This is a genomic window from Pseudomonas sp. BIGb0176 (assembly GCF_024810175.1).
Taxonomy (GTDB): domain Bacteria; phylum Pseudomonadota; class Gammaproteobacteria; order Pseudomonadales; family Pseudomonadaceae; genus Aquipseudomonas; species Aquipseudomonas protegens.
In genome coordinates this window covers 572,613-595,319 of the sequence record NZ_JANUEC010000001.1, presented here as the reverse complement: position 1 = coordinate 595,319, position 22,707 = coordinate 572,613, and the positions used below count along the sequence as shown (strand labels likewise).

The 22,707-nt window shown below is 66.3% G+C and carries 17 protein-coding genes; 9 read left to right on the top strand and 8 right to left on the bottom strand.

The genetic code is table 11. From position 1 onward, the window contains the following. Positions 1 to 9: 9 nt before the first annotated feature. Positions 10 to 801: an ABC transporter ATP-binding protein gene (locus M2395_RS02465; RefSeq protein ID WP_011061899.1), complete on the bottom strand. Its 792-nt coding sequence runs from the start codon at positions 799 to 801 to the stop codon at positions 10 to 12. Between the two features lie 147 nt (positions 802 to 948). Here M2395_RS02465 and fepB point away from each other — a divergent pair, with 147 nt between their 5' ends. The 3 genes from fepB to M2395_RS02450 are packed head-to-tail and all read left to right on the top strand — an operon-like array spanning position 949 to position 3,926. Continuing rightward, a complete protein-coding gene (gene fepB / locus M2395_RS02460) occupies positions 949 to 1,854 on the top strand; it encodes a Fe2+-enterobactin ABC transporter substrate-binding protein (protein WP_011061900.1) in 906 nt (301 codons plus the stop codon). 3 nt (positions 1,855 to 1,857) lie between these two features. Then, entirely contained in the window at positions 1,858 to 2,898 is a 1,041-nt protein-coding gene (locus M2395_RS02455; RefSeq protein ID WP_015636053.1) for an iron ABC transporter permease, read from the top strand. Then, positions 2,895 to 3,926: an iron chelate uptake ABC transporter family permease subunit gene (locus M2395_RS02450; protein WP_123430551.1), complete on the top strand. Its 1,032-nt coding sequence runs from the start codon at positions 2,895 to 2,897 to the stop codon at positions 3,924 to 3,926. The genes M2395_RS02455 and M2395_RS02450 overlap by 4 nt, the downstream gene beginning before the upstream one ends. A gap of 79 nt (positions 3,927 to 4,005) precedes the next feature. Here M2395_RS02450 and M2395_RS02445 read toward each other — a convergent pair whose 3' ends face one another. Beyond that, positions 4,006 to 4,560, bottom strand: coding sequence for a hypothetical protein (locus M2395_RS02445; RefSeq protein ID WP_015636055.1), 555 nt, complete (start codon positions 4,558 to 4,560; stop codon positions 4,006 to 4,008). 502 nt (positions 4,561 to 5,062) lie between these two features. Between M2395_RS02445 and M2395_RS02440 the strand changes: the two genes are divergently transcribed. After that, on the top strand, positions 5,063 to 5,785 hold the full coding sequence (locus M2395_RS02440) for a LuxR C-terminal-related transcriptional regulator (RefSeq protein WP_053152451.1): 723 nt from the start codon (positions 5,063 to 5,065) through the stop codon (positions 5,783 to 5,785). A gap of 34 nt (positions 5,786 to 5,819) precedes the next feature. Here M2395_RS02440 and M2395_RS02435 read toward each other — a convergent pair whose 3' ends face one another. From M2395_RS02435 to M2395_RS02420, 4 genes are all read right to left on the bottom strand, one after another. After that, positions 5,820 to 7,439: a serine hydrolase gene (locus M2395_RS02435; RefSeq protein WP_123430550.1), complete on the bottom strand. Its 1,620-nt coding sequence runs from the start codon at positions 7,437 to 7,439 to the stop codon at positions 5,820 to 5,822. A 239-nt stretch (positions 7,440 to 7,678) separates the two neighbouring features. Next, the gene (locus M2395_RS02430; protein ID WP_053152457.1) at positions 7,679 to 8,221 is read right to left on the bottom strand and encodes a TetR/AcrR family transcriptional regulator; all 543 of its coding nucleotides are present in this window, start codon (positions 8,219 to 8,221) and stop codon (positions 7,679 to 7,681) included. Then, entirely contained in the window at positions 8,214 to 8,762 is a 549-nt protein-coding gene (locus tag M2395_RS02425) for a dihydrofolate reductase family protein (RefSeq protein WP_053152458.1), read from the bottom strand. Before M2395_RS02425 ends, M2395_RS02430 begins: the two co-directional genes overlap by 8 nt. An 87-nt stretch (positions 8,763 to 8,849) precedes the next feature. Next, positions 8,850 to 9,755 carry a LysR family transcriptional regulator gene (locus tag M2395_RS02420; protein WP_011061908.1) on the bottom strand — a complete coding sequence of 302 codons (906 nt, stop codon included), beginning with the start codon at positions 9,753 to 9,755 and terminating at the stop codon, positions 8,850 to 8,852. A 92-nt stretch (positions 9,756 to 9,847) separates the two neighbouring features. Between M2395_RS02420 and M2395_RS02415 the strand changes: the two genes are divergently transcribed. Beyond that, positions 9,848 to 10,810: an SDR family oxidoreductase gene (locus M2395_RS02415; RefSeq protein ID WP_123430549.1), complete on the top strand. Its 963-nt coding sequence runs from the start codon at positions 9,848 to 9,850 to the stop codon at positions 10,808 to 10,810. On the opposite strand, the gene M2395_RS02410 is transcribed toward M2395_RS02415, so the two are convergent. Next, a complete protein-coding gene (locus M2395_RS02410) occupies positions 10,792 to 13,809 on the bottom strand; it encodes an autotransporter outer membrane beta-barrel domain-containing protein (RefSeq protein ID WP_123430548.1) in 3,018 nt (1,005 codons plus the stop codon). The two genes, M2395_RS02415 and M2395_RS02410, sit on opposite strands and share 19 nt — an antisense overlap. A gap of 249 nt (positions 13,810 to 14,058) precedes the next feature. Between M2395_RS02410 and M2395_RS02405 the strand changes: the two genes are divergently transcribed. From M2395_RS02405 to M2395_RS02390, 4 genes are read left to right on the top strand one after another with little or no spacing between them, the layout of a single operon-like run. Beyond that, entirely contained in the window at positions 14,059 to 16,896 is a 2,838-nt protein-coding gene (locus tag M2395_RS02405) for a hybrid sensor histidine kinase/response regulator (RefSeq protein ID WP_123430547.1), read from the top strand. A 2-nt stretch (positions 16,897 to 16,898) separates the two neighbouring features. Beyond that, positions 16,899 to 18,173, top strand: a complete 1,275-nt coding sequence (locus tag M2395_RS02400; RefSeq protein WP_123430546.1) for an EAL domain-containing protein — start codon at positions 16,899 to 16,901, stop codon at positions 18,171 to 18,173. A 5-nt stretch (positions 18,174 to 18,178) separates the two neighbouring features. Beyond that, positions 18,179 to 21,331, top strand: coding sequence for a hybrid sensor histidine kinase/response regulator (locus M2395_RS02395; RefSeq protein WP_233447065.1), 3,153 nt, complete (start codon positions 18,179 to 18,181; stop codon positions 21,329 to 21,331). Positions 21,332 to 21,388: 57 nt separating this feature from the next. Then, entirely contained in the window at positions 21,389 to 22,042 is a 654-nt protein-coding gene (locus tag M2395_RS02390) for a response regulator transcription factor (protein ID WP_011061914.1), read from the top strand. Positions 22,043 to 22,214: 172 nt separating this feature from the next. Here M2395_RS02390 and M2395_RS02385 read toward each other — a convergent pair whose 3' ends face one another. Next, the gene (locus tag M2395_RS02385; protein WP_202602947.1) at positions 22,215 to 22,703 is read right to left on the bottom strand and encodes an Lrp/AsnC family transcriptional regulator; all 489 of its coding nucleotides are present in this window, start codon (positions 22,701 to 22,703) and stop codon (positions 22,215 to 22,217) included. Positions 22,704 to 22,707: the final 4 nt, after the last annotated feature.

Here is a 22,707-nt window from a genome sequence, read left to right as displayed (position 1 = left end):
GCCGTGGCTTCAGGCCGGGTCGATCCGGCCCTTGGGCACCATCAACGGCGTGCCGCTGACCGGGTCGCGGATGATCACCGAGGCCAGGCCGAACACCTGCTCCACCAGGGCCTCGGTGAAGATCGCCGCCGGCGCGCCCTGGGCGACGATGGCGCCGTCGCGCAGGGCGATCAGGTGGCTGGCATAGCGGCAAGCCTGGTTCAAGTCATGCAGCACCGCGACGATGGTCCGGCCCTGGCGGTTGAGCTCGGCCAAAAGCTCCAGCAGCTCGATCTGATGGACGATATCCAAGTAGGTGGTGGGCTCGTCCAGCAGCAGGATCGGCGTTTCCTGGGCCAGCACCATGGCGATCCACACCCGCTGGCGCTGGCCGCCGGACAACTCGTCCAGCAAGCGTTCGGCCAGCGCCTCGACCCGGGTCGCGGCCATCGCCCCGCGCACCGCCTGCTCATCCTCCTTCGACCACTGGCGCAGCAACGACTGGTGCGGATAGCGCCCGCGCGCCACCAGTTCGGCAACGCTGATGCCATCCGGCGCCATGGCGCTTTGCGGCAGCAGGCCCAGGCGCCGGGCCACTTCCCGGGCCGGCAGTTGGCGGATGTCCTTGCCATCGAGCACCACCCGCCCTTCAGCCGGTGCCAGTAGCCGGGACAACGCCGCCAGCAAGGTGGATTTGCCACAGGCGTTGGGCCCGACAATGACCGTGAACGAGCCGTCGGGAATGCTCAGGGACAGGCCCTGGGAAATGATTCGCGCGTCGTGGCGCAAGGTCACGGCATCGGCGTGCAAACGGTGAGTCATGGCGGGGTTTTCCTTGGGAGACAAGCGCTTGCAGTATTGCAATTGCGGAATGGATTCTACAATATGGAACGCATTGCATGAGAAGCATTATCATATGGTTCTGCTGTTCAGGCCCCTGCGCCCCACCCTTTACCGTCCGATGGATCGATGATGAACCCACGCCTTTGCGCCCGGCTGCTCAGTGCAGCGGTCCTGGCCCTGAGTTGCCAGCTGGCCCTCGGGGCAAGCACCACCCCCACCCGTATCGTCTCCACCAGCCCCAGCGTCACCGGGATCCTGCTGGCCATGGATGCGCCGCTGGTGGCCAGCGCCGCCACCACCCCCAGCCGCCTCACCGATGAGCGCGGGTTCTTTTCCCAGTGGGCAGAAGTGGCCAGGCAGCGCGGCGTAGCGGTGCTGTACCGCAACCTGCAATTCGATATTGAAGCGGTGATCGCCGCTGACCCGGACCTGCTGGTGGTGTCCGCCACCGGCGCCGACAGCGTGGTCGCCCACCGCAGCGAGCTGCAGGCCCAGGGCCTGGAGACCCTGGTGGTGGACTACTCGAACCAGAGCTGGCAAGACATCGCCACCGCCCTGGGCCAGCGCACCGGCCTGGAGCAACAGGCCCGGGCGGCGATCCAGCGCTTCGACCAGTACACCGCGCAAACCGCCGCCCGCATCACCCCGCCCCCGGGGCCGGTGAGCGTGGTGGGCTACAACATTGCCGGCAGCTATTCCATCGGCCGCCTGAACAGCCCCCAGGCCCGGCTGCTCGGCGCTCTTGGCTTCAAGGTCGCGGAGCTGCCCGAGGCGCTGGCGGGCAAGGTCACCCGGGCGTCGGACTTCCAGTTCATCTCCCGGGAAAACCTGCCGGCGGCGATCACCGGTGACAGCGTGTTCCTGCTCAGCGCCACGGACGGCGACGTGCAGGCGTTCCTCGCCGACCCGGTGCTGGCCAACCTGCCAGCGGTGATCAACCGGCGGGTGTATGCCCTGGGCCCGAGTTCGTTTCGCATCGACTATTACTCGGGACGGCAGATGATCGATGCCGTCGCCGCGCACTTTCGCTAAGCCATGAACCTCGTTGCCCAGCCCCTGGCCCGACCGCTGTCGCGCCCTCACCACCGCACCTGGGGCCTGCTGGCCGGGCTGCTGCTGTTGCTGGTGCTGGCCCTGCTGAGCCTGGCCATCGGCTCCCGGGCGATCCCCCTGAGCGTGACCTGGCAGGCGTTGCAGGCACCCGACCTGCACAACGACCAGCACCTGATCCTGCGTGAACTGCGCCTGCCCCGGACCCTGATTGCCCTGCTGGCCGGCCTCGCCCTGGGGGTGGCCGGCGCGGTGATGCAGGCGGTGACTCGCAACCCGTTGGCCGAACCGGGCCTGTTGGGCATCAATGCCGGCGCCGCCGTGGCGGTGATCGGCGGCGTGGCGCTGCTGCACTTGACCAGCCTGGCCGAGTACCTGTGGCTGGCGTTCGGCGGCGCCGGGCTGGCGGGAGTGGTGGTGTTCCTGCTGGGGCAGGCCCATGAGACCGGGACCAACCCGGTGCGCCTGGTGCTGGCCGGCGCCGGACTGTCAGTGATGCTGACTTCACTGACCGGGATCATCGTGCTCAACAGCCCACCCGAGGTCTTCGATCACTTTCGCCACTGGGCCGCGGGCTCGCTGTCCGGCAGCGGCTTCGCCCTGCTGCAGGTTCCGGCCCTGGCCATCGCGCTGGGCCTGGCCCTGGCCCTGGGGATCGCCGCCCAGCTCAACGCCCTGGCCCTGGGCCAGGACCTGGGGCGCGCCCTGGGAGTGAACCTGCGCCTGACCTGGCTACTGGCCTGCCTGGCGGTGATGCTGCTGGCCGGTGCCGCCACCGCCGTGGCCGGGCCGATCGGTTTTGTCGGGCTGGTGGCGCCCCATCTGGCGCGGATGCTGGTGGGCACCGACTACCGCTGGATCCTGCCCTACTCGGCGCTGCTGGCCGCCGGCCTGCTGCTGGGGGCGGACGTGCTCGGCCGGGTGGTGGCAGCGCCGGAAGAAATCGCCGCCGGCATCATCACCCTGCTGCTGGGTGGGCCGTGCTTCATCGTACTGGTCAGGCGCTTTCGCCTGAGCCGCCTGTGAAGGGACTCAAGGCCCTGCGCCTGGGCTCGCTCTCGCTGCGCTGGCAACCGCGCACGGCCCTGGTCTGCGCCGTGCTGCTGGTGGCGATGCTGCTGCTCTGGGCGCTGCTGCTGGGTACCGGCAGCCTGTCACTGGGCCCGGAACAGGTGCTGGCCAACCTGCTGGGCCAGGGCCAGGACCCCACCGCCCAGCGGGTGCTGCAACGCGTGCGCCTGCCCCGGGCCCTGACCGCGACCCTGGTGGGCGCGGCATTGGGCATGGCCGGGGCGATCTTCCAGTCGATCTCGCGCAATGCCCTGGGCTCGCCGGACGTGATCGGCTTCACCACCGGCGCCGCCAGCGGCGCCATCGTGCAGATCATGCTGTTCGATGCCGGCCCCCTGGCCACGTCCCTGGCGGCAGTGGCGGCCGGCCTGGGCACCGCCCTGCTGGTGTTGCTGCTGGCGCGAAACGGCCACAGCAGCGGGGGTTATCGCCTGGTACTGGTGGGCATCGGCGTGGGCGCCAGCCTGTCCGGCCTGAACAGCATCCTGCTGGTCAGCGGCAACCTCGACCAGGCGATGTTCGCCCAACTGTGGCTAGCCGGCTCGCTGAACACCCGCACCTGGTCCCATGTACTGCCGGCGGCCCTGGGCCTGCTGCTGATCGCCCCGATCGCCCTGTACCACGCCCGGCGCATCAACCTGCTGGAAATGGGCGACGCCACCGCCAGCCAACTGGGGGTCGCGGTGGAGCGCACCCGATTGATCATGGTCCTGGCCGCCGTCGGCCTCACTGCCATCGCCACCGCCGCTGCCGGGCCCATCGCCTTTATCGCCCTGGCCGGCCCGCAACTGGCCCGGCGCCTGACCCGCAGCGCCGACGTGCCGCTGGGGTCGGGCGCGCTGACGGGCGCGGTATTGCTCCTGGCCGCAGACCTGCTGAGCCAGCGCCTGGCGTTCCACGCCAACCTGCCCATCGGCCTGATGACCGGCCTGCTGGGAGGTTTCTACCTGTTGTGGTTGCTGGGCCGCAGCCGGCGGGTTTGAGCCTCGGCGTGTACCGCATAAAAAGACGCAGGCGAGCAATAGGCTCGCCTGCCCCAGGTGGTCCACCCGGCTCCAGCCATCAGGCCAGAGTGAAGGTCCCGGTGCCACTACCATGGAAATAGCCGTTGTAGTAGTGCCCCGGCAGCGAGTGCATCACCCCCAGCACCCGCCCCTGGTCGTAAAACGTCATGGTGACCGCCCCCGATGAAATCTCCAGGTTGAATGGCAACGTGTGATTGACCACGCTGTTGACATCCGGGAACACCCCACTCATGTAGACATCTGACAGGTTGATGCTGGCGTTCATCGGCCCGTTCGCGCTGCCGTTGAAATGCGCGGGCATGCCCTGATTTTGCGTCGGGCCGATGGTGGTCAGGTTCGAGCTGATGTAAAGGTAGCTGCTGCATCCACAGCCCTGGGTACTGAAGCAGTAGTAGCCGCACACATACTCCTGGCAGCCACAACCGCACAGCGACTGGGGATGCGGCTGCTGGCTCAGCGAGGAGGCCAGGCCGGGTTTGCCTGCGGCCATCTCGCCACGTTGGGCGACGGCGGCGTCATAGGCGACCTTGGACAGCACGAACAAGGCATTTTTTTGTTCTTCAGTCACTTTGTTGGCAGGGTTCGAGTTCATTTCAAAGTCCTTTTTTCCAGAGTTGGGTCATGGTTTTCTTGCCAGCTAAGTCGCTATGGCAACTTGCTGAAAACGACTATAAAGCGACCCAATCAAGCTGAAATTGGTACTTTTACCAAATCTTCCCCCCGCACTTTTCGAGACGGCCTACCGGTCCTCTTTTCGATAATCTTTCTGCATATCCAGAATGGCGTCTATAGCCAAACAAGTTGACTCCTTGCGCCCTCGTCCCGGGGCTCATTCGGCCCCGCTCAACGGTGCCCGCAAAATTCATCAGTACCCACTTCATAGAACCTGACAGAACAGTTCCGGCACTGATTCCAAGGAGTGTGCAGCGTCCCTTCGCAGCATTTTCAAACGCTCGTCAGCAACTACACTGGAACCTCCAAGGCAACTTGATCAAACACCACGAGGTGCGGATCAAGTCCCGGCTTGAGTTCGGAAAAGCGCACTTCTGGCCTTTCCCCACGCATTTTTCAGGCCGATTCTAAAGGAGTAGAAAATGGGACGTTATACGAGAAGATCGCCCGAGATAGAGTTCAAGAGAGTCAATATCCCGAGCAAGTTATGTGATGAGATCAGGACCGAGCTGGAACGAGAAACCAACCACACCGAGTTCTCTTTCATACTGCGCTCGGATCTGAAGTCCCACAGCAAAGTTGTCTACAACATCGATAGCTACAGCTACGCCTGGCGCCGGGACTACGAAGCGGAAAAATTCTGGACAGTGGACCCGATCCTGAAGATCCATTCTCCGACCCCCTACTTCCCGACGATATGGAGCGACGACTTCATCGAGAGCAAACTGTTTCTCCAGGCGGGCAAGGACTATGGCTTTCTTTCCGGGATGAGCATCGGCCTGCCCTGCAGCTTCGGCAACTACGGGGTGCTGTCGATCGCCTCGTTGAAGCAGGGTTCCCTGCAAGGCGTCGACCCCCTCGACTGGTCGGCTTGCGTCCTCAAGGTCTACGCCAAGCTGATCGACTACATCAACCGCCAACACTCCCTGCAGCGCATCTTCAACGATCATCAGCAAGCCCTGAATGATCGCGAGATCGATATCTTGCGCTACACCGCCGATGGCATGTCCTCCACCGATATCGCCATGCGCATGCACCTGAGCAAAAGCTCGATCGACTACCACATCGCCAAGATCCTGCAAAAACTCGATAGCCCCAACAAGCACCAGGCCCTGGCCCTGGCCATCAAGAAAGGCAAGATATGAAGCGCGTACAGACACCTGCGGCCTGCGTATCGTGCTATGGCGCAAAGACTTTCCCGAACCGCAGATTGCGCGCCACGCTGCTGGTCAGCACCGCGCCTTGCTCGGCAAAGCTGAGCACCCCCAGTTCCCCGGCGCTGAAACGCTCAGCGGTCAGGGGCTGCATCGGGTAGGTGTACAGGCCGATGCGTACATAAAGCTTGCCTTGCCGGGCATGGACCTTGAGCTGTCCGGGGCTGGTTTGCAGGGTATAGAGGCCGACGTAGGGGCGGATATCATCGGGCTTCCAGGGCGGGGCCAGGGCATAGGTCGAGGCCGGGTTGTTGAGCGCGATCCGCCCTCCCGAGGTCGCCGCGAGGTAGATCGGGGTGCCGTCGTTGTCCGCCACCAGCACCTCATCGCTCTGCCGGGTCAGCGGCAGGACGTCGGGGAAGGTTTCCAGGCTCCAACCCTTGCCGCTGCGCCGCAGCTGCAACTGATGGCCGCCATCGTCCAGGTAGGTGCCGGCCACCAGCGTTTTCAGCGAGGCCTTGGGCAGCACCCGGATGCTCGGGGGTGGCGGCGGAATGTCCGCTTCCCCGGACGGCGCCGGCGAGCCCAGCAGGGTATCGAGCAACTGGCGGCCGCGCTCCGAGGCACGGCCGTCATCCCTGTTGCACAGCACCACCGTGGCCACATCGAGCTTGGGGTACCAGGCCACGTCGGTGTTGAAACCGGCCCAGCCGCCGCTGTGGGACAGCTCTTGCAGCCCGCGGTAGCTGCGGTTGGCAAGGCCCATGCCGTAATAGCCGGGATCACCGTCGTTCAGGGGCTCGGTCAGGCGCATGTTCTCCACCAGCGCCTTGCCCCCGACCCGCCCGGTGGACAGGTTGCGCAACCACCGCATCAAGTCCGCCACATTGCTGTGCACCTGGCCGTCGCCGGTCTGCTCCCAGCGCGCATCCACCGCCACCTGGGCCTTGCCCTGCCCGCCCGGTTCATAGCCCCGGGCCAGGTTCGGCAACTGCACCGGGTACTGATCGACGATGCTTGAGTGATCCATGCCCAGGGGCAAAAAGATGTTCGCCCGGGAGTAGTGTTTCAGCGACAGGCCGCTGGCTCGCTCGACGATGCTCGACAGCAGGACGTAGCCGCTGTTGCTGTAGCTGAATTCGCTGCCGGGCGGGAACATCAGGCTGTTCTGGCGCACCAGCAGGTCCAGGGCCTGTTGCTGGGTAAAGCGCTGGCTCAGGGGAATCCCCGCCAGTTCGGCCAGCAGCATGTAGTCCTGCAGCCCTGAGGTGTGGTGCAACAGGTGACGGATCCTGATGCCCTGGGCATAGGCCGGCAGCTCCGGCAGAAAGCGCCGCACCGGGTCCTCCAGGCTCAGGCGACCCTGGGCTTGCAGTTGGAGGATGGCAAAGCCGGTGAACTGCTTGGACACCGACGCCAGGTTGAACAGGGTATCGGCCTGGATCGCCGCTCCGGTGGCTAGGTCGGCGGCGCCATAGCCTACGCTCCAGATCACTTTGCCGCCGCGCATCACCCCGGCGGCGCAGCCGGGCTGGTCGGCCGAAATATCCTCGAACACCTTGGAAAATGGCGCTGGTCCATCGGCACGAACCAGAGAGGCCGCCCCCAGGGTCGAGATCAGCACGGCGGTCAACAGTCTACGCATGGGGTTCTCCAGTCACGTCGGGCCTTGGCGCTCCGGCGGAGCAGGCGCCAGTATCCCCAGCAGCGGTGTTGGAATCTGTCGTGGGTCGGTGATTTTCTGTGAACAAAGGTGCAGGGATGTAATGAACGCCCGGGCCGAGAGGATTGCCCTGGAATGGGCAAAGGCCAGGTGTCGGACCGCAAGGAATGGCCAGCCCGGCGCTTTGCCGCGATGCTCGCCGGCGCCCTGTAGTAAGCCGCCTAGCGCAGCAAGCGGCGCAGCCCCGCTTCGAAAGCGCCCTCCAGCGCCTGCGCGCCCTCCCCGGCCAGGGCCAGCGCCAGGGCGTGGCCGTGGCTGTAGTCCACCAGCAGGTCGAACAGCGCCGGGTCTGCATCGAAGGCCCGTACTTCCTCGCGCAAGCGCTGGCTGAAGGTGGCCAGGGAGCCGCCGAACAGCTGCGGGTCACCGAGGACGCACAGGGTCAGCGCCGGATGGCGGCGGACCCGGGCCATGTACTCCCCCAGCAGCGCCTGGATTCTTGCCTCGGGTGGCCACTGCGTTGCCGGCTCGGCCAGCGGCTCGGCGTGCACCCGCTCCACCAGCAGGCGCATCAGGTTGCGCTGGTCGCCCACGTGGTAGGCCACCGACATCGGGGTAATCCCCAGCTGCCGCGCCAGGGCCCGGCCACCGAACCCCTGGGGCCCCAGCTCCTCCAGCAGCTCCAGGCCCACGTCGAGAACCTGGTCCAGGCTCAGTTCACGCCCTGCGGCAGGGCGGCCGCTGCGCTTGGGCCGGTCAGTCATGGACGGCGCCCCGCTCCACCCGGTAGCGGGTGCTCACCAGCCCATCCGGATACCGCCGGGAATCGACGCAGCGCAGGTGCAGGTCCCGGGGCAGTGCGCCGAACAGGGGGCGGCCCGTGCCCAGCAGCACCGGCACCCGAGTCAGGGTCATTTCATCGATCAGCCCGGCCTGGAGAAAGGCTTGAATCAGGGTGCCGCCATCGATGTAGGCGTTTCTCCAGCCCTCGGCCCGCAACTGCGCCACCAGCGCCACCGGTTGCAGCGCGCTGATGCGTACTTTGCCCTCCAGGCGCTGCGGCACGTCCTGCGTACTGAGGGTGCGGCTGAGCACCACCACCGGCTTGTCGAAAGGCCAGGGGGTGAAACCCAGCACGCTGTCGTAGGTAGCACGGCCCATGACAATTCCGTCCACCGACGCCATGAAGGCGCCGTAGCCGTAGTCCTCACCGGACTCGCCACTGGGCAGCCAGTCGATGGCACCGTCGTTGCGGGCGATGAAACCATCGACCGAGGTGGCGATGAATACCTTGCCGAATGCCATGGGCGTTGCCTCCTGGGGGCTTAAACATACAGCGTATGATAAACCGCTGCCGGGGCCACCTGGCAACCCTTGCCGACACCCTGGCGGTCAATCGCCCCCGGCATAGGCCGCCAGCCCCTGCACCAGCGCGGCGAAGGTCACCGCGCAGCGCGGGCTGTTGCGCAGGTCTTCATGCATCGCCACCCAGGCTTCCAGGCTCGGTGCGAACTGCTCCGCCAGGACCCGCACCAGGCGTGGATCAGCTTCGGCCAGGCGTACCTGGCAGGCACCAATGCCAAACCCCGCGCGCAATGCCGCCAACTGCGCCAGGTCACTGTCACTGCGCCAGGCGAAGGCGCCCCGGGCCAGCATCGGGTACTGCTGTTGCAGGCGGCGGATAAACGCGGTTTCACGGTCGAAGCCAATCAGGGCGTGCCCGGCCAACTGCTCCAGCGAGAGCGGCGTGCCCTGCTGCTGCAGATAGTCCCGGTGGGCATGCAGGCCCAGTTCGATGTCGGCGACCCGGCGCACCAGCAGCGCTTCCTGGGTCGGGCGGAACATCCGCACGGCAATATCGGCCTGGCGTTGCAGCAGGTCGTCGGCACGGTTGGACAGCACCAGCTCCACCACCAACTGCGGATGCTGCTGGCGCAAGGTGGCGAGAATCGGCGGCAACACCTCCACCCCGATGATTTCGCTGGCCGAGATCCGCACACTGCCCTGCACCCCGGCGCCATGGCTGCTGGCCACCCGGCGCAAGGCCGCCTCCCCCGCCGCCAGCTGCAGCAGGTAGGGCTTGAGCTCCAGCGCCGCTTCGGTGGCGGCGAATCCGTCGAAGGAACGGGTGAACAGCTTCAGGCCCAGGGCCGCTTCCAACTGGTCGATATGCCGGCCCACCGTGGGCTGGGTCAAACCCATGGCACGGCCGGCGGCAGACAGGGAGCCACTGTCCAGCACTGCGAGAAAGGTGCGGTACCAGTCCCAGTGGGGGGGAGTATCCGTGGGGCTATGCATTTTTTTATAGAAACCATCGAATTCTGGGCAATTTCCATTTAGCCGAGGAACTCGCACTCTGCAAGCTCTGTTCATCCACGAGGAACCCCGTCATGCCCCAAGTAGCCTTGTTCGGCGCCGTCGGCGCCATTGGCCAGAGCATTGCCCGGACCCTGCGCAGCCAGGGCCAGCCCTACCGCGTGGTGGGCCGCAGCCAGAGCAGCCTGCTAAAGGCCTATGGCGCCGACCCGTTGGCCGAGCCGGTCACCTGGGACCCCGACCAGCCCGCCTCGGTCGAGGCTGCCGCAGCCGGCATCGACACCCTGGTCTATCTGGTGGGGGTGGACTATTGGCGCTTCGAACTGCACCCGCAACTGATGCGCCAGACCCTGGACGGCGCCATCGCCGCCGGGGTGCGCCGGATCCTGCTGATCGGCACCGTCTATCCCTACGGCATGGCTCGCAGCAACCCGGTGGCGGAGCAGCATCCGAGCCAGCCCAACAGCTTCAAGGGCCGCATGCGCAAGGCCCAGGAAGACCTGCTATGGAAGGCCCATGCCGACGGCAAGATCCAGGCCACGGTGCTGCGCCTGCCGGACTTCTACGGGCCCGGGGTCGATAAAAGCCTGCTGCACGGCGCGTTCCAGGCCGCGGTCCAGGGCGGCACGGCGAACCTGGTAGGCCCCCTGGACCGGCCCCATGAGTTTGTCTTCGTTCCCGACGTGGGGCCGGTGGTCTGCCGCTTGATCCAGCAGCCCGAGGCCTTCGGCAAGACCTGGCACCTGGGCGGCGCCGGGGTCACCAGCCAGCGCGAGCTGCTGGAGCTGATCCGGCAGCACGGCGGTACCCGCTTCAAGCAGCGGGTGATCGGCAAGCCCCTGCTGCGCCTGCTGGGGCTGTTCGACCCGCTGCTGCGCGAGATGGTGGAGATGCATTACCTGATCAGCTCGCCGCTGATCCTCGACGACTCGGCCCTGCAAGCTCTGATCGGGCCGATCGCCAAGACGTCCTATGCCCAAGGGGTGCGCCAGACGCTCGCGGCGAGCGCCAGTGCCCCTCAGAACGTGAAGCGGTAACCGAGGTTGGCGGCCCAGGGCCGGTCGATGTTCGAGCCTTCGCTGGTCTCGACCTCGGCATACACCTGATGCTGGCGGCTCAGCTCACCGGTCACGCCAACCCCGGCATACCAGCCACCGCCGTTGCCATCGGGACGGCTGGCGATGCCGTTGGTGCGGACCTTGTTCTGCGCCGACAGATCCTCGACCCAGCCAGCCTTGAGGTAGGGCTGCAAGCGTGTGCCATCTTCCAGCTGCAGGTTGCGCCCGGCCCGGGCACCGGTGCGGATCTGGGTCGACAGCCCATCGCCGGGCTGCACCTGCAGGCCGTTGTCCAGGCGGTAGTTGTCGGAGCGGGCATAGAGCATGGAAACCTGCGCCTGGGGCTCGACGAACCAGCGGTTGCCCAGATCGATCTGCTTGCCGGCTTCCACCGACAGGCCCGCGCCCTTGCTGCGTGAATGCCCGGAGACCTTGGCGCCGTCGGTGCCCCATACATCCAGGCGGGTGGACCAGCGGTTCAGGGTCAGCAAGGTGTCGGTGTACCAGCCCGAGTCATCCAGGTAGGTGGCATAGCCGCCCAGGTGGTAGCTGTCGAGCTTGCCGCTGCCCTCGCCCTTGAAGTTGCGATCGGTCTGGCTGTAGCCGGCCAGCGCGCCAAGCACCAGGGTGCCACCGGCGGTGTCGAGCCGGGTGTCCATGCCCAGTTGCGTGCCCTGTACCTGTTGGGAAAACGTCCGGCCAACGCCGTTGTCCAGGGATTGCTGCTGGCCGAAACCACGGATCCACACACCCTGGCGGTCGGCCCCCTGGCGCAGGTCGCCGAGGCGCTGTACCAGGGTCGCCCGCTCGGCATCCCAGGTGGCCCGCAAGGTGGCGATGGCGCTGCTGTTGACCGCCGCGCTGGCGCCGGTGGAAAGGTTGTCCGGCCCCGGCGCCGGCTGGGTACGGCCGACGTTCACCAGGTTCCAGTTGCCCTGGGCATCGGCCGCAAGACCGTAGCGATAGGTCCCGGCATCCACTACCCCACCGCGGTTGGCCAGGCTGAACGAACCCGGGCCGCCGGCGCTTTGCACCAGGGTCAGGCTCTGGCCCTCGGCCCCCGGTTCGCTGCCGGAGTTGCGCACCAGAATGTCGTTGTTGCCGGTGACCTGGCCGCCGACGATCAACCGGTCACCCTGCTGCAGGCCCAGGTCGGTGTTCATGATGTAGTGGCCGTCGCCCTCGAGGTCGCCACTGACCTGCAACTGCTTGAAGGCCCCCGCCAGGCCGGGATCGGCGAACTCCACCACGCCGTTGTTGGCCAGGCGGGTGAGCTGGGAGTCGCCGCGCAGGGTCCAGACACTGCTGTCGTCCAGGCTCAGTTGGGTATCACGGCTGCCGCCCTTGATCGCCCCGTCCAGGCTGGAGTGGTCGGCCAGGGACAGTTGCAGGCTGCCGCCGTCCACCAGCACATCACCGAACAGGTTCGAGCGCACGGCGTCCAGTTGCACCGCACCGGCCAGCACCCCGCTGGCGCGGTCGGTGATCCACAGCGCGGTGCCCTGCTCGCCACCGCTGCGGCCCACCAGGCTACTGTCGGTAAAGCGCGTGGTCAGGCCTCCGCCGTTGACCAGGATGCCGGCGCCGTCTTCAGTCTGGATATGGCTGGACGTGACCTCCACATCGTTCACCACCCCGGCGCCGGTGGCGAAACTGACGATGCCATGGGCGTTGCTGCCGTTGGTGACCACGGTCGAGCCCTGGAAGCGGGTCGTGGCGTTGTTGCTGATGGCCAGGCCGTGAGCCTGCTCGCCGGCGGTCTGCACGTCGCTGTCCTGCAGCTCCACGCTGGCACCGCGGCCCGAGGCGAACAGGCCATAGCCCAGGTCGCCGTGGGTGACGACGCTGCTGTTGCTCAGGCTGATGCTCGCCCCCGCCATGCGGGCCAGCGCCCCCACGGAGCCCCGGCCGCTGGTTTCGATCAGCACGCGGCTGACGTTGAACACCGCACCGGGGCTGTTTGTGGTGTCCGGCGAGGCGTACAGGGCATGAGAGTTGTCGCCAAGGGTGCTGATGGAACCACCGTCCATGGTGAACACGCCGCCACGGTTGTCGATGGCCACCGCACTCTGGCCACGGGTTTGCAGAATGCTGTCCTTGACGTCCACCCGGGTGTTGCTGCCCGGCATCCAGATCGCCACGCCATAGTCGCCCAGGGCGGTGACCTGCACGCTGTCCAGATCGGCCGCGGCCTGGTCGGCGTTGACGTTGATACCGTTGCCATTCTGCGAGGTGATCCGGCTGTGGCTGACCACCGCCGTGCCACCCGGTTTCTGGTACAGGCTGCTCAAGGTGATGCCGTCGCCCTTGGCATTGATGCTGCCGTTGCGAAAGGTCAGGGCGGCGCTGGTCACACCGATGCCACGGCCATTCTCGGCGGTGATGTCGACGCCATCGGCGCTGAGGGAGGAGCCGACCCCTTCCACGGCCACCGCGCCAATGAAGCCGCTGGACTGGATGCTGACGCGCTGCAGTTCGATGGCCGCACCATCGGCGGCGCGGACCGCATTGACCGAGCCGGTCGAAGTGGCGGTCAGGGTCAGGTCCGAGGCCAGGATGCTGGAGCCCATGCCGGAGGCGGACAAGACATCGGCCTGGTTGCCCGAGGTGGTGATGGAGCCACCGGCCACCTGCACCTGGCCACCAGCGCTGGCCACCACGCCGCGGCTCTGGTTGCCGCTGGTGGTGATCTGCACATCGTTCAGGGTCAACTGGCTGCCGGCGCCGGTGGCCTGGGCCCCGGTGGCGAAATCCGAGCCGCCGGTGCTGATGGTCACGCCGCTCAGTTCGGCCTTGCCGCCGGCGTCCACCTGCACGCCCACCACCGCGCTGTTGGGGCTGTCCGCCGTGGCCCGGATATCGTAGCCCTGGCCCTGCAACTGGTTCTGAGCGCCGCTGACCCGCACCGCCGGCCCACGGCCGGTGTAATCGACAGACGCCTCATCCAGGGTCAGGGATTCACCTTCGGGCGAGGACAAGTCGATTTTTTCATAATCAGCAGCGGTTGCAGACTGAGCAACAAGCGTCATCAACGACAGCGCGGAGCTGACGGCGAGGCTTATCGTTTTCTTAACCAGAACCATAACTTTCAAACCTTTGCGTTAGAGCACAAGAGGATCGAAAGCCTGAAGTCAATAGGTGAACTAAAAAATGAGAATCTTCTTAAAGCCCCTGGCATTAAGAATATTCTGAAGAGGGATATAGATAGTTCTCCTTACTATGGGCCGATGCATACACAAGCCCACTTCCCTGCGTTTACCAGCCACTTCTCCGGGGCCTATATCCCGGTGGTCCTGCTGCGCCTTTTCATGTACAGCCTGCTGTCCTGCATCCTGATCATTGCCGGTTTCGTGGTCCACTGGTCACTTAATGAAACCCTCTCCAACTACCGCCGGCAAATGAACGCAGCGGCATTTAACGCACAACAATTCTTCAATCAACGGGAAAGCCTGTTGAAGGCCATTTCTTCTTCGGCCGTGCGCACTAGCGATGAGCGCCTTAGTTCAACGGCACGCAACTTTCTGGCAAGTAACGAGCAACTGCGGGTACTGCCATTCGGCAGTACTCCCTCCCGGCGCTGGGCCCTGGTGCTGACTGCCCGCGACCTGGTGGAAGTGGACAGCACCCACAGCCAGCTGCTGTACCTGGTGCCGGAACAGGGCCTGGTCAGCACTCTCTACGAGCCAGCGGCCACCGGCACCGGCCAGCCCCCCAGCAAGGCCGTGGACGCGCCCTGGCTGCGGCAGCTCGACCAGCGTGCGGTACAGGACCTGCTGGCCCGACACCCCGAGGCCCGGACCCTGTGGTACTGGGCCGGCATCGATGGCAACAAGCAGGTGTACCTGTTGCGCCCGGTGGACGAGCATCACGCCAGCGAGGGCTGGCTGGGCCTGGAGCTCACCGAGATCGACCTGGCCCTGGACCCCCTGGGCCTGCACCAGGGCAAATACCTGCTGTATGACGCCGACGGCGCACTGGTGCTGCACAGCGCCAACTGGCAAGTGCCCGGCAGCCTGTCGCGCCTGCAGGCCGACGAGGACTCCTTCGGCCTGCACCGCCTGGGCGGGCTGCCCGACTACATCGTGCTCAATAAATCCGTGGGCAACGCCGGCTGGCGCCTGGTGTACTACGCACCGGTCAGCCAACTGCTGCGCGACAGCCGTGGCCCGCTGTACACCACCCTGCTGGTGACCCTGCTTCTGTTCGCGGTGATCTTTCTCGGCGCGCGCTACATCCGCCTGCGCCTGGTGGAACCCGCAGTGCGCCACTACAGCGCCCTGGCAGACAGCGTGTCCCTCAACCGGCGCTTCATCGAGGTGGCGCCGGTGGGCCTGTGCCTGATGCGGCGCGACAACGGCCGGCTGATCCTGTGCAATGAATCCGGGCGCCGCTGGCTGGCCTCGGTGCCCGGCCTGCGCGAGCGCATCCTCGACGAGCCGCCTGCCCGGGTGCATGCCATCGAACATGCCCTTGACGACGGCACCTTCATCCAGCTGACCTGTGCCCCCACCGGCTACAACGGCGTGGCGGCGGTGCTGTGCTGCATCAGCGACGTGACCGACTTCAAGGTGGCCGAACAGTCGCTGCTGCAGGCCAAGCTGCTGTCGGACCAGGCCAACCACGAGAAGACCCTGTTCCTCAGCACCCTGAGCCACGAGATCCGCACGCCCATGTACGGCATCCTCGGCTCTCTGGAAATGCTCCGCACCACCGCCCTCAGCGCCCAGCAGGGCGACTACCTGGAAGCCACCCAGCAAGCATCCTCGGCGCTGATGCGAACCATCAACGACACCCTCGACATGTCACTGATCGAGTCCGGCCGCCTGAGCCTCACCAGCGCCCCCTTCTCCCCGGTGCGGCTGGTGGAAGAAGTGGCCTTCAGTTACTCGGCCCGGGCCCGCAGCAAGGGCCTGCGCCTGTACGTGACCCTGGACCCGAATGTCGCCGAGCGAGTGGTGGGCGACAGCGAACGCATTCGCCAGATCCTCAACAACCTGGTGAGCAACGCCATCAAGTTCACCGAGTCCGGCCATGTGGTGCTGCGCCTGCATGCCGAGGCGGGCCCGAGCCAGGCGCCCCGCCTGCGCTTTCAGGTGGTGGACAGCGGCCCGGGGATCGCCCCGGAGTTCCAGGCCAACCTGTTCGAACCCTATTACCGGGTGCCCAGCTGGCTGGGCCAGAAGGCGCCGGGCACCGGCCTGGGCCTGGCCATCTGCCAACGGCTGGCGACGATGATGCAGGGTCAGTTGAGCGCCATCAGCGAACCGGGCCTGGGCTCCAGCTTCAGCTTCAGCCTGGCCCTGGAACCCTGCACCGCCGCCCCGGCGCCGGACCTGCCGCGCCTGGGGGTGACCCCAGTGTATGTGCGCGGGGATATCCAGGAAGTGAATCTCAACCTCTGCCACTGGTTGCGCCGCTGGGGCGCCCTGGCCATTCCCTATGTGGCCGAACGCGACCCACCGACCCGCAAGGCGGTGCTGGTGGAAGCCTTTCTCGGCCCCTCGCGGCCAGTGGCCTGGAGCGGCCCGCGGGTGCTCATGCACGCCCCCGGCATGGGCCCGCCGCAGCGCCAGGCCGGCGACAGCTGGGTGGCCCGCACCTTCAGCCTCGACAGCCTGCGCAACGCCGTGGCCCAGGCCCAGTCCGGCATCGTCGCCGAACGGTGCTTCGCCTCCCCCGAAGCCCTGGCCCCGAGCCTGGACCTCAAGCTGCTGGCGGTGGACGACAGCCCCCTGTCGCTGCAGGTGATCTTTCAGCAGGGCCGCTACCTGGGCAACCGGATGGTGGCCTGCGCCAGCGCCGTCGATGCCTTGAAACGCACCGACCTGCTGTCCTTCGACGGCGTGCTGACCGACTTGCAGATGGAACACATGGACGGTCTGTCGTTTGCCCGCACCCTGCGCGAGCGGGGGTATTGCGGCCCCATCATCGGTATCACCGGTGAACTCTCCCCGGCGCTGCGCAGCCACTGCGAGTCGGCCGGAATCCGTCATTTGCTGATCAAGCCGGTACCCCTGGACGCCTTGAGCGAGGTACTGCAATCCATCAAGAGGAAAGTCATTTGAGCATGCTCAAGCCCCTGCGAGTCCTGGTGCTGGACGACCATCCGATCCACTGCCTGCAGGCCCGGCACCTGTTGCAGGCGGCCGGGTTCGGCCGGGTGGACAGCGCCCTCGATGCGCGCCAGGCCCTGGCCATGCTGCACCGGCAGGTCTACGACCTGGTGCTGGTGGACCTGCACATGCCGGAAATGGATGGGGTGCAGTTCATCCATGCCCTGACCGGTGTCGACCAGGTGCCGATCCTGGCCATCGTCTCGTCCTGCTCGCGGCGGTTGATGAACAGCGTCAGCCTGATGGCCAAGGAGAAGGGCCTGGCGGTACTCGGCACCTTCCCCAAGCCCCTGGAAGCGATCCACGTCGAGCAGATCAGCGCCATCATCGGCAACAGCCAGGACCCGGTGCTGGCAGCCCGGCCCGAGCACGAGGCGGTGTTCGACCGCCAGGTCCTGGAGCGGGCCATCGAACGCCGCGAGCTCAAGGCCCGGTTCCAGCCCCGGCGCTCGCTGAGCACTGGCCGGATCGTCGGCGCCGAGGCCCTGGTGCGCTGGAGCAGTCCGTCCTTCGGGCTGCTGATGCCGGACTCGTTCCTTGCCTCCATCAGCCGCTGCCAGCTGGACCATGCGCTGTTGCTGCTGATGCTCGACGACGCCCTCCAGGCGCAGCAGCACTGGCAACGCCTGGGCCACCGCCTCAGCGTATCGGTGAACCTGCCCACCGGACTGCTGGACGACCCCGGCCTGCCCGACCAGTTGCAGCAGATCACCCTCGCCTCGGGGCTGGCCACCAGCGATATCTGCTTCGAGCTGCTGGAAACCGAGCGGCCACTGTCCCCCGGGCAGTATCATATGGGCGCCAGCCGCCTGCGCCTCAAAGGCTTCGGCCTGGCACAGGACGACTTCGGCATGGGCTACAGTTCCATGTACAGCCTGATCTCCACGCCCTTTACCGAGATGAAGATCGACCGCCACTTCGTGCATGGCGCCGCAGCCGACGATGCCCGCGCCGCAGCCCTGGTGGCGGCGGTGCAACTGGGCCGGCAACTGGGCCTGGAAGTGGTGGCCGAGGGCGTGGAATCGGCCCGTGACCTGGAATTTCTGCGCCAGATTGGCTGCGACAGTGCCCAGGGGTATCTTATTTCCGCCGCATTGGAGCTGGACGCCTTCACACAACTGCTGGGATGCACTGTTACTCCACCCTTTTCGTCACCTACCCGGCCCGCCTCCTCTCTCCCATGCCAGACATCCCGCTACGCCGCATCGCGAAAAACTTCCGACGATTGAATCTCGTGCTGTTCCTCATTCTGCCGTTGCTGCTGGTCATGGGCGGCGCGCTGTTCTGGGGCGGCCAGCGGATCATCCGCCAGGAACAGGAACGGATTGCCGTGGACTTCCAACTGCTGACCCGCTACATGAGCGAGCAGCAAGCCCTGCTCCAGCGGCTGGCCGGCGAGAAGCGCCTGCAATACAAGGACGCGGACCAGGATCCGGCGCAGCTCTTCCACCTCATGGAGCAACAGGAGGCGGTGGGCGCGACCCTGTTCCAGGGTAACCCCTCCTCGGTGGAAACCCCCTTCACCCTGGTCTGCCAGGACCAGGCCCAATGCCCCCACCAGAGCGCCGCAGCAGCCGGCCTTGGGCGCTACCTGGCCGATCTCTACTCCAGCTTCTGGGTGCGCTCGAGCTTTCCCGCTTCGGCCCTGCTGGTGGTGGACGCCGGTGCCGGCAGCAGCTTTACCGTGCCCACCATCGGCAGCCGCTGGCCGCGGCTGACCACCCCCCTGGTCCTGGCAGGCCTGCATGCGGTGCGCGCCAGCGCTACCAGCAGCGACAGCGACGCGATCCGCTGGATCCGTCTCAAGGACTTTCCCCAGCACATGATCGCCTTCACCGCCCTGCACAACCTTGCCCCCGGCAGCGGCCTGCAGAGTTCCGGCACCTATGCTGCCTGCCTCACCTACAGGGACCGCATCAACGTCTTCACCACGCCGCAGCGGCGGCACTTCTACGACAAGTTCTGGCTGCAGGGCCGGCTCGACGGCCTGCTGCTGGGGGATGAACCGGCGCCCCTGGCGCTGCACGAGGGGGCCAACGTGCGCAGCGACGGCCTGCTGTTCCGGATCAACGACGCCAGTGGCCACTGGAGCGGTTACTACCTGTTGAGCTACCGCACCCTGTTCCTCGGCCACTCCTGGTCCCTGGCGGCGATCTTCCTGCTGCTGTTGCTCAGCCCCCTGGCCGCCAGGGTCTATGCGCGCTGGTACCAGCGCCGGGTCATAGCGCCGGCGCAACAGGCTCACGCCGAGCTGGTGGAAAACCATCAGTTCAGCCGCACCCTGCTGGAGACCACGCCAGTGGCCCTGTGCGTGCTCAGCCGCGAAGACCGGCGGATCGTCTTCGCCAACAACCTGGCCCTCAAATGGTTCACCACCCAGGTCGGCCAGAGCCTGGACGCCAGCGGTCTGGACCCGGCATTGCTGGAGCGCATCGCCCGGGCCCGGGAGCCGGGGGAGATCGAGAACTACCAGAGCTTCGACGGACGCTCGTTCTACATCGCCTTCGCCCCCACCCGCTACCGCAACCAGGATGTGCTGATCTGCGCCTTTGCCGACCTCAGTGCGCGGGCCCAGATGGAGCAGCAACTGACCCAGGCGAAACAGGCGGCCGACAAGGCCAACGGCGCCAAGTCGGTGTTCCTCGCCACCATGAGCCACGAGATCCGCACGCCGCTGTACGGGGTGCTCGGCTCCCTGGAACTGATGGGCCTGACCGACCTGGACCGCGAACAGCGCCAGTTGCTCGAACGCATCCAGGTGTCGTCCGGGCTGCTGCTGCAGATCATCAGCGACATCCTCGACATCACCCGCATCGAATCCGGCCAGCTGTCCCTGGGGGATCAGCTGTTCGATCCCAGGGCCCTGGTCCAGCGCTGCACCGCAAGCTTTGTCGACAGTGCCCGGAACAAGGGCCTGCTGCTGTTTTCCTGGGTCGATCCAGAACTGCCTCCAGCCCTGCTCGGCGATCCGGGGCGGATCAGCCAGATCCTCACCAACCTGATCAGCAACGCGGTCAAGTTCACCCACTCGGGCCAGGTGATAGTGCGCGCCCGGGCCGAGCCCGGCAGCCAGGGACGGGTGCTGCTGTCGCTGCAGGTGGCGGACACCGGTATCGGTATCGGCAAGGAAGAACAGCAGCAGCTGTTCATCCCCTTCTATCAGATCGACGCCCACTCCCACACAGTGCACGGCGCGGGGCTGGGCCTGTCGATCTGCGCCAAGCTGGCGGCGCTGATGGGCAGCCAGATCCACCTCACCAGCGAGCTGGGCCTGGGCAGCAGTTTCTCCATGCAGCTGGAACTGCCGGAGGCCAGCGACCCCGACGCCGAGCGCCAGCCCGACCTGGGCGGCGCGCGAATCTACGTGCAAAGCCCGCACCACGAACTCACCGACAACCTCTGCCAGTGGCTGCAGAAGTGGCACGCCCAGGCCACCCCCGTGGACGCTACGGCCCCACCTCCCCAGGGCCAGGGCGTTCTCCTGCGGCTGTTCGATGACCGCCCCGAAGCGTCCGAGGCCCTGCCCCCCGGGCTGCTGCGCATCGACCTGGGCGGCCAGCAACGCACCCCCGGTGCGGGCCTGGCCGAGGCCGGCGACTACTATGCCATCGGCCGCTTGCTGGAACGCACCCTGGGCGGCGCGCCCGACGCTCCTGCCGAACCGGAACTGCCGGCCCGGGACATCGCCACTCTGGCCCCCCTGGGCCTGAACGTGCTGGTGGCCGAGGACAACCCGATCAACCAGGCGACCCTGAGCCATCAGCTGCAGCAACTGGGCTGCCGCAATACCCTGGCCGCCGATGGCGCGGAAGCCCTGGACCTGTGGCGCATCGGCGACTACGACCTGTTGCTGACCGACGTCAACATGCCGCGCATGAACGGCTACGAACTCACTTGCATCCTGCGCGCCGCCGGGGACGACCGGCCGATCATCGGCATCACCGCCAATGCCATGTGCGACGAAGAGGCCCGCTGCCAGGCCTGCGGGATGGACGCCTGGCTGGTCAAGCCAGTGCCGTTGCAGACCCTGCGGGCCAGCCTGGCACGGCTCACCAGCCTCGCCCCGGAGCCGCTCGCCGATCCGGCAGCCGCGCCTGGCAACGCGCCAGTTGATGGCCTGCCGCCGAACCTGCGGGAACTGTTTGCCCGCACCATGGGCCAGGACGTGGAACACCTGCGCCAGGCCCTGGACGAGGAGGATTACGAGCGCATCTTCCAGTTGCTGCACCGGGTGCGTGGGTCGCTGGCGGTGGCTGGCCAGGAAGCGCTGATCCTGCAGGTCCACGACTTGGGGCAGAGCCTGCGCCAGAGCGGTTTGACGGCTACCACGCGCACGCATAGCCTGATGCTGCTGCACGCCTTGCAAGACATCAGCCAGCTCGAATGAACGCTCCTAGTACCCGCATTTCTGCGCATTCCCTTTTGACAATGGATCGTGTCCACCATGAAAAAAATACGCGTTGCCCTGGCCGACGATCATCCCCTGGTGCTCGCTGCCGTCAGCGACCTGTTGAAAAAGACCCGCCAGTACGAGGTGGTGGCGGCTGTCACCACCCCCAGTGCCCTGGTCCAGCAACTTTCGGATGACCCGCGGATCGACGTGGTCATCACCGACTACTTCATGGAGGGCGACCCGACCTTCGGCGATGGCATACGCCTGGTGACCTACCTGATCCGGCACTTCCCCAGGGTCCAGGTACTGGTGCTGACCATGATGTCCAACCCGATGATCGTGGCCGCGCTGTATGACATCGGCGTGCGCTCGGTACTGCCCAAGCGCCATGACATGAGCGAGCTGCTCAGCGCCCTGGAGAACGTCCGCCAGGGGCGCATCCACCACCCGCCGAGCCTGGTGCAGAACGAGCTCAACAGCAGCCCGCTGCGCTCCATGGCCGACGGCCTGAGCAGCCTTACGCCCAAGGAATACGAAGTGCTGCGGCATTTCGTGCGCGGCGAATCAATGATGCAGATCGCCGCCAACCTCAAGCGCAGCGTGAAGACCGTCAGTGCGCAGAAGATCTCGGCGATCCGCAAGCTCAACCTGGACAGCGACCAGGCCCTGGTCGCCTTCTGCCTGGAGTCCGGCGAATTTCAGTAGGCCCTGGGGCCGGGGCAGCGCCGCGGCCAGGCGCTGCTGCTTCTGCATCCATGGCCTGCTCAACACTGCTGTTGCCTGCCTCGCTGGAACGCGAGCGCACGACCGCGCCGAAAGTACCTGCAGGGCAATCATTGAATAGCCCGGCACAAAAAATCGGAAATCTGATGCCGCCCTACCTGGGTAGCGGCTGGGGAATCGCCAGGCGGCTGGTGGCCTTGACCTCGCGCAGCGCCAGGCTGGACTGGATCGAGGCAATGCCCGGCTGGCGCCTGAGCACGTGCTCGACAAAGTCGCTGTAGCTGTCCAGGTCACGGGCCAGCACCTGCAGCAGGTAGTCGGCGTCGCCGGTGATCTTGTGGCAGGCCTGGACCTCGGGCAGGCGCATGATCACCGTCTCGAAATCGTCCGGGGTCTGGTCGGAGTGGGTGGCGAACCGCACATGGACGAAGGCCAGGATGTCCAGCCCCAGCAGGCGCCGGTCGAGGTTGGCCTGGTAGTCCCTGATCACCCCCTCCTCCTCCAGGCGCTTGCGCCGCCGCCAGCAGGGGGTAAGGCTCAGGGACAGGCGCTCGCTGAGCTCGGCGTTGGAAATGCTCGCGTCCTGCTGCAACAGCGCAAGAATCGCCAGGTCGGTGTCGTCGAGGTTAACGCTGCGAGTCATTTTT

Excerpts from the sequence above, each read along its gene's own strand:
- M2395_RS02465 (WP_011061899.1), bottom strand. The coding sequence starts at position 801 with ATGACTCACCGTTTGCACGCCGATGCCGTGACCTTGCGCCACGACGCG.
- fepB (WP_011061900.1), top strand. The coding sequence starts at position 949 with ATGATGAACCCACGCCTTTGCGCCCGGCTGCTCAGTGCAGCGGTCCTG.
- M2395_RS02455 (WP_015636053.1), top strand. The coding sequence starts at position 1,858 with ATGAACCTCGTTGCCCAGCCCCTGGCCCGACCGCTGTCGCGCCCTCAC.
- M2395_RS02445 (WP_015636055.1), bottom strand. The coding sequence starts at position 4,560 with ATGAACTCGAACCCTGCCAACAAAGTGACTGAAGAACAAAAAAATGCC.
- M2395_RS02440 (WP_053152451.1), top strand. The coding sequence starts at position 5,063 with ATGGGACGTTATACGAGAAGATCGCCCGAGATAGAGTTCAAGAGAGTC.
- M2395_RS02435 (WP_123430550.1), bottom strand. The coding sequence starts at position 7,439 with ATGCGTAGACTGTTGACCGCCGTGCTGATCTCGACCCTGGGGGCGGCC.
- M2395_RS02430 (WP_053152457.1), bottom strand. The coding sequence starts at position 8,221 with ATGACTGACCGGCCCAAGCGCAGCGGCCGCCCTGCCGCAGGGCGTGAA.
- M2395_RS02425 (WP_053152458.1), bottom strand. The coding sequence starts at position 8,762 with ATGGCATTCGGCAAGGTATTCATCGCCACCTCGGTCGATGGTTTCATC.
- M2395_RS02420 (WP_011061908.1), bottom strand. The coding sequence starts at position 9,755 with ATGCATAGCCCCACGGATACTCCCCCCCACTGGGACTGGTACCGCACC.
- M2395_RS02415 (WP_123430549.1), top strand. The coding sequence starts at position 9,848 with ATGCCCCAAGTAGCCTTGTTCGGCGCCGTCGGCGCCATTGGCCAGAGC.
- M2395_RS02405 (WP_123430547.1), top strand. The coding sequence starts at position 14,059 with ATGCATACACAAGCCCACTTCCCTGCGTTTACCAGCCACTTCTCCGGG.
- M2395_RS02400 (WP_123430546.1), top strand. The coding sequence starts at position 16,899 with ATGCTCAAGCCCCTGCGAGTCCTGGTGCTGGACGACCATCCGATCCAC.
- M2395_RS02390 (WP_011061914.1), top strand. The coding sequence starts at position 21,389 with ATGAAAAAAATACGCGTTGCCCTGGCCGACGATCATCCCCTGGTGCTC.
- M2395_RS02385 (WP_202602947.1), bottom strand. The coding sequence starts at position 22,703 with ATGACTCGCAGCGTTAACCTCGACGACACCGACCTGGCGATTCTTGCG.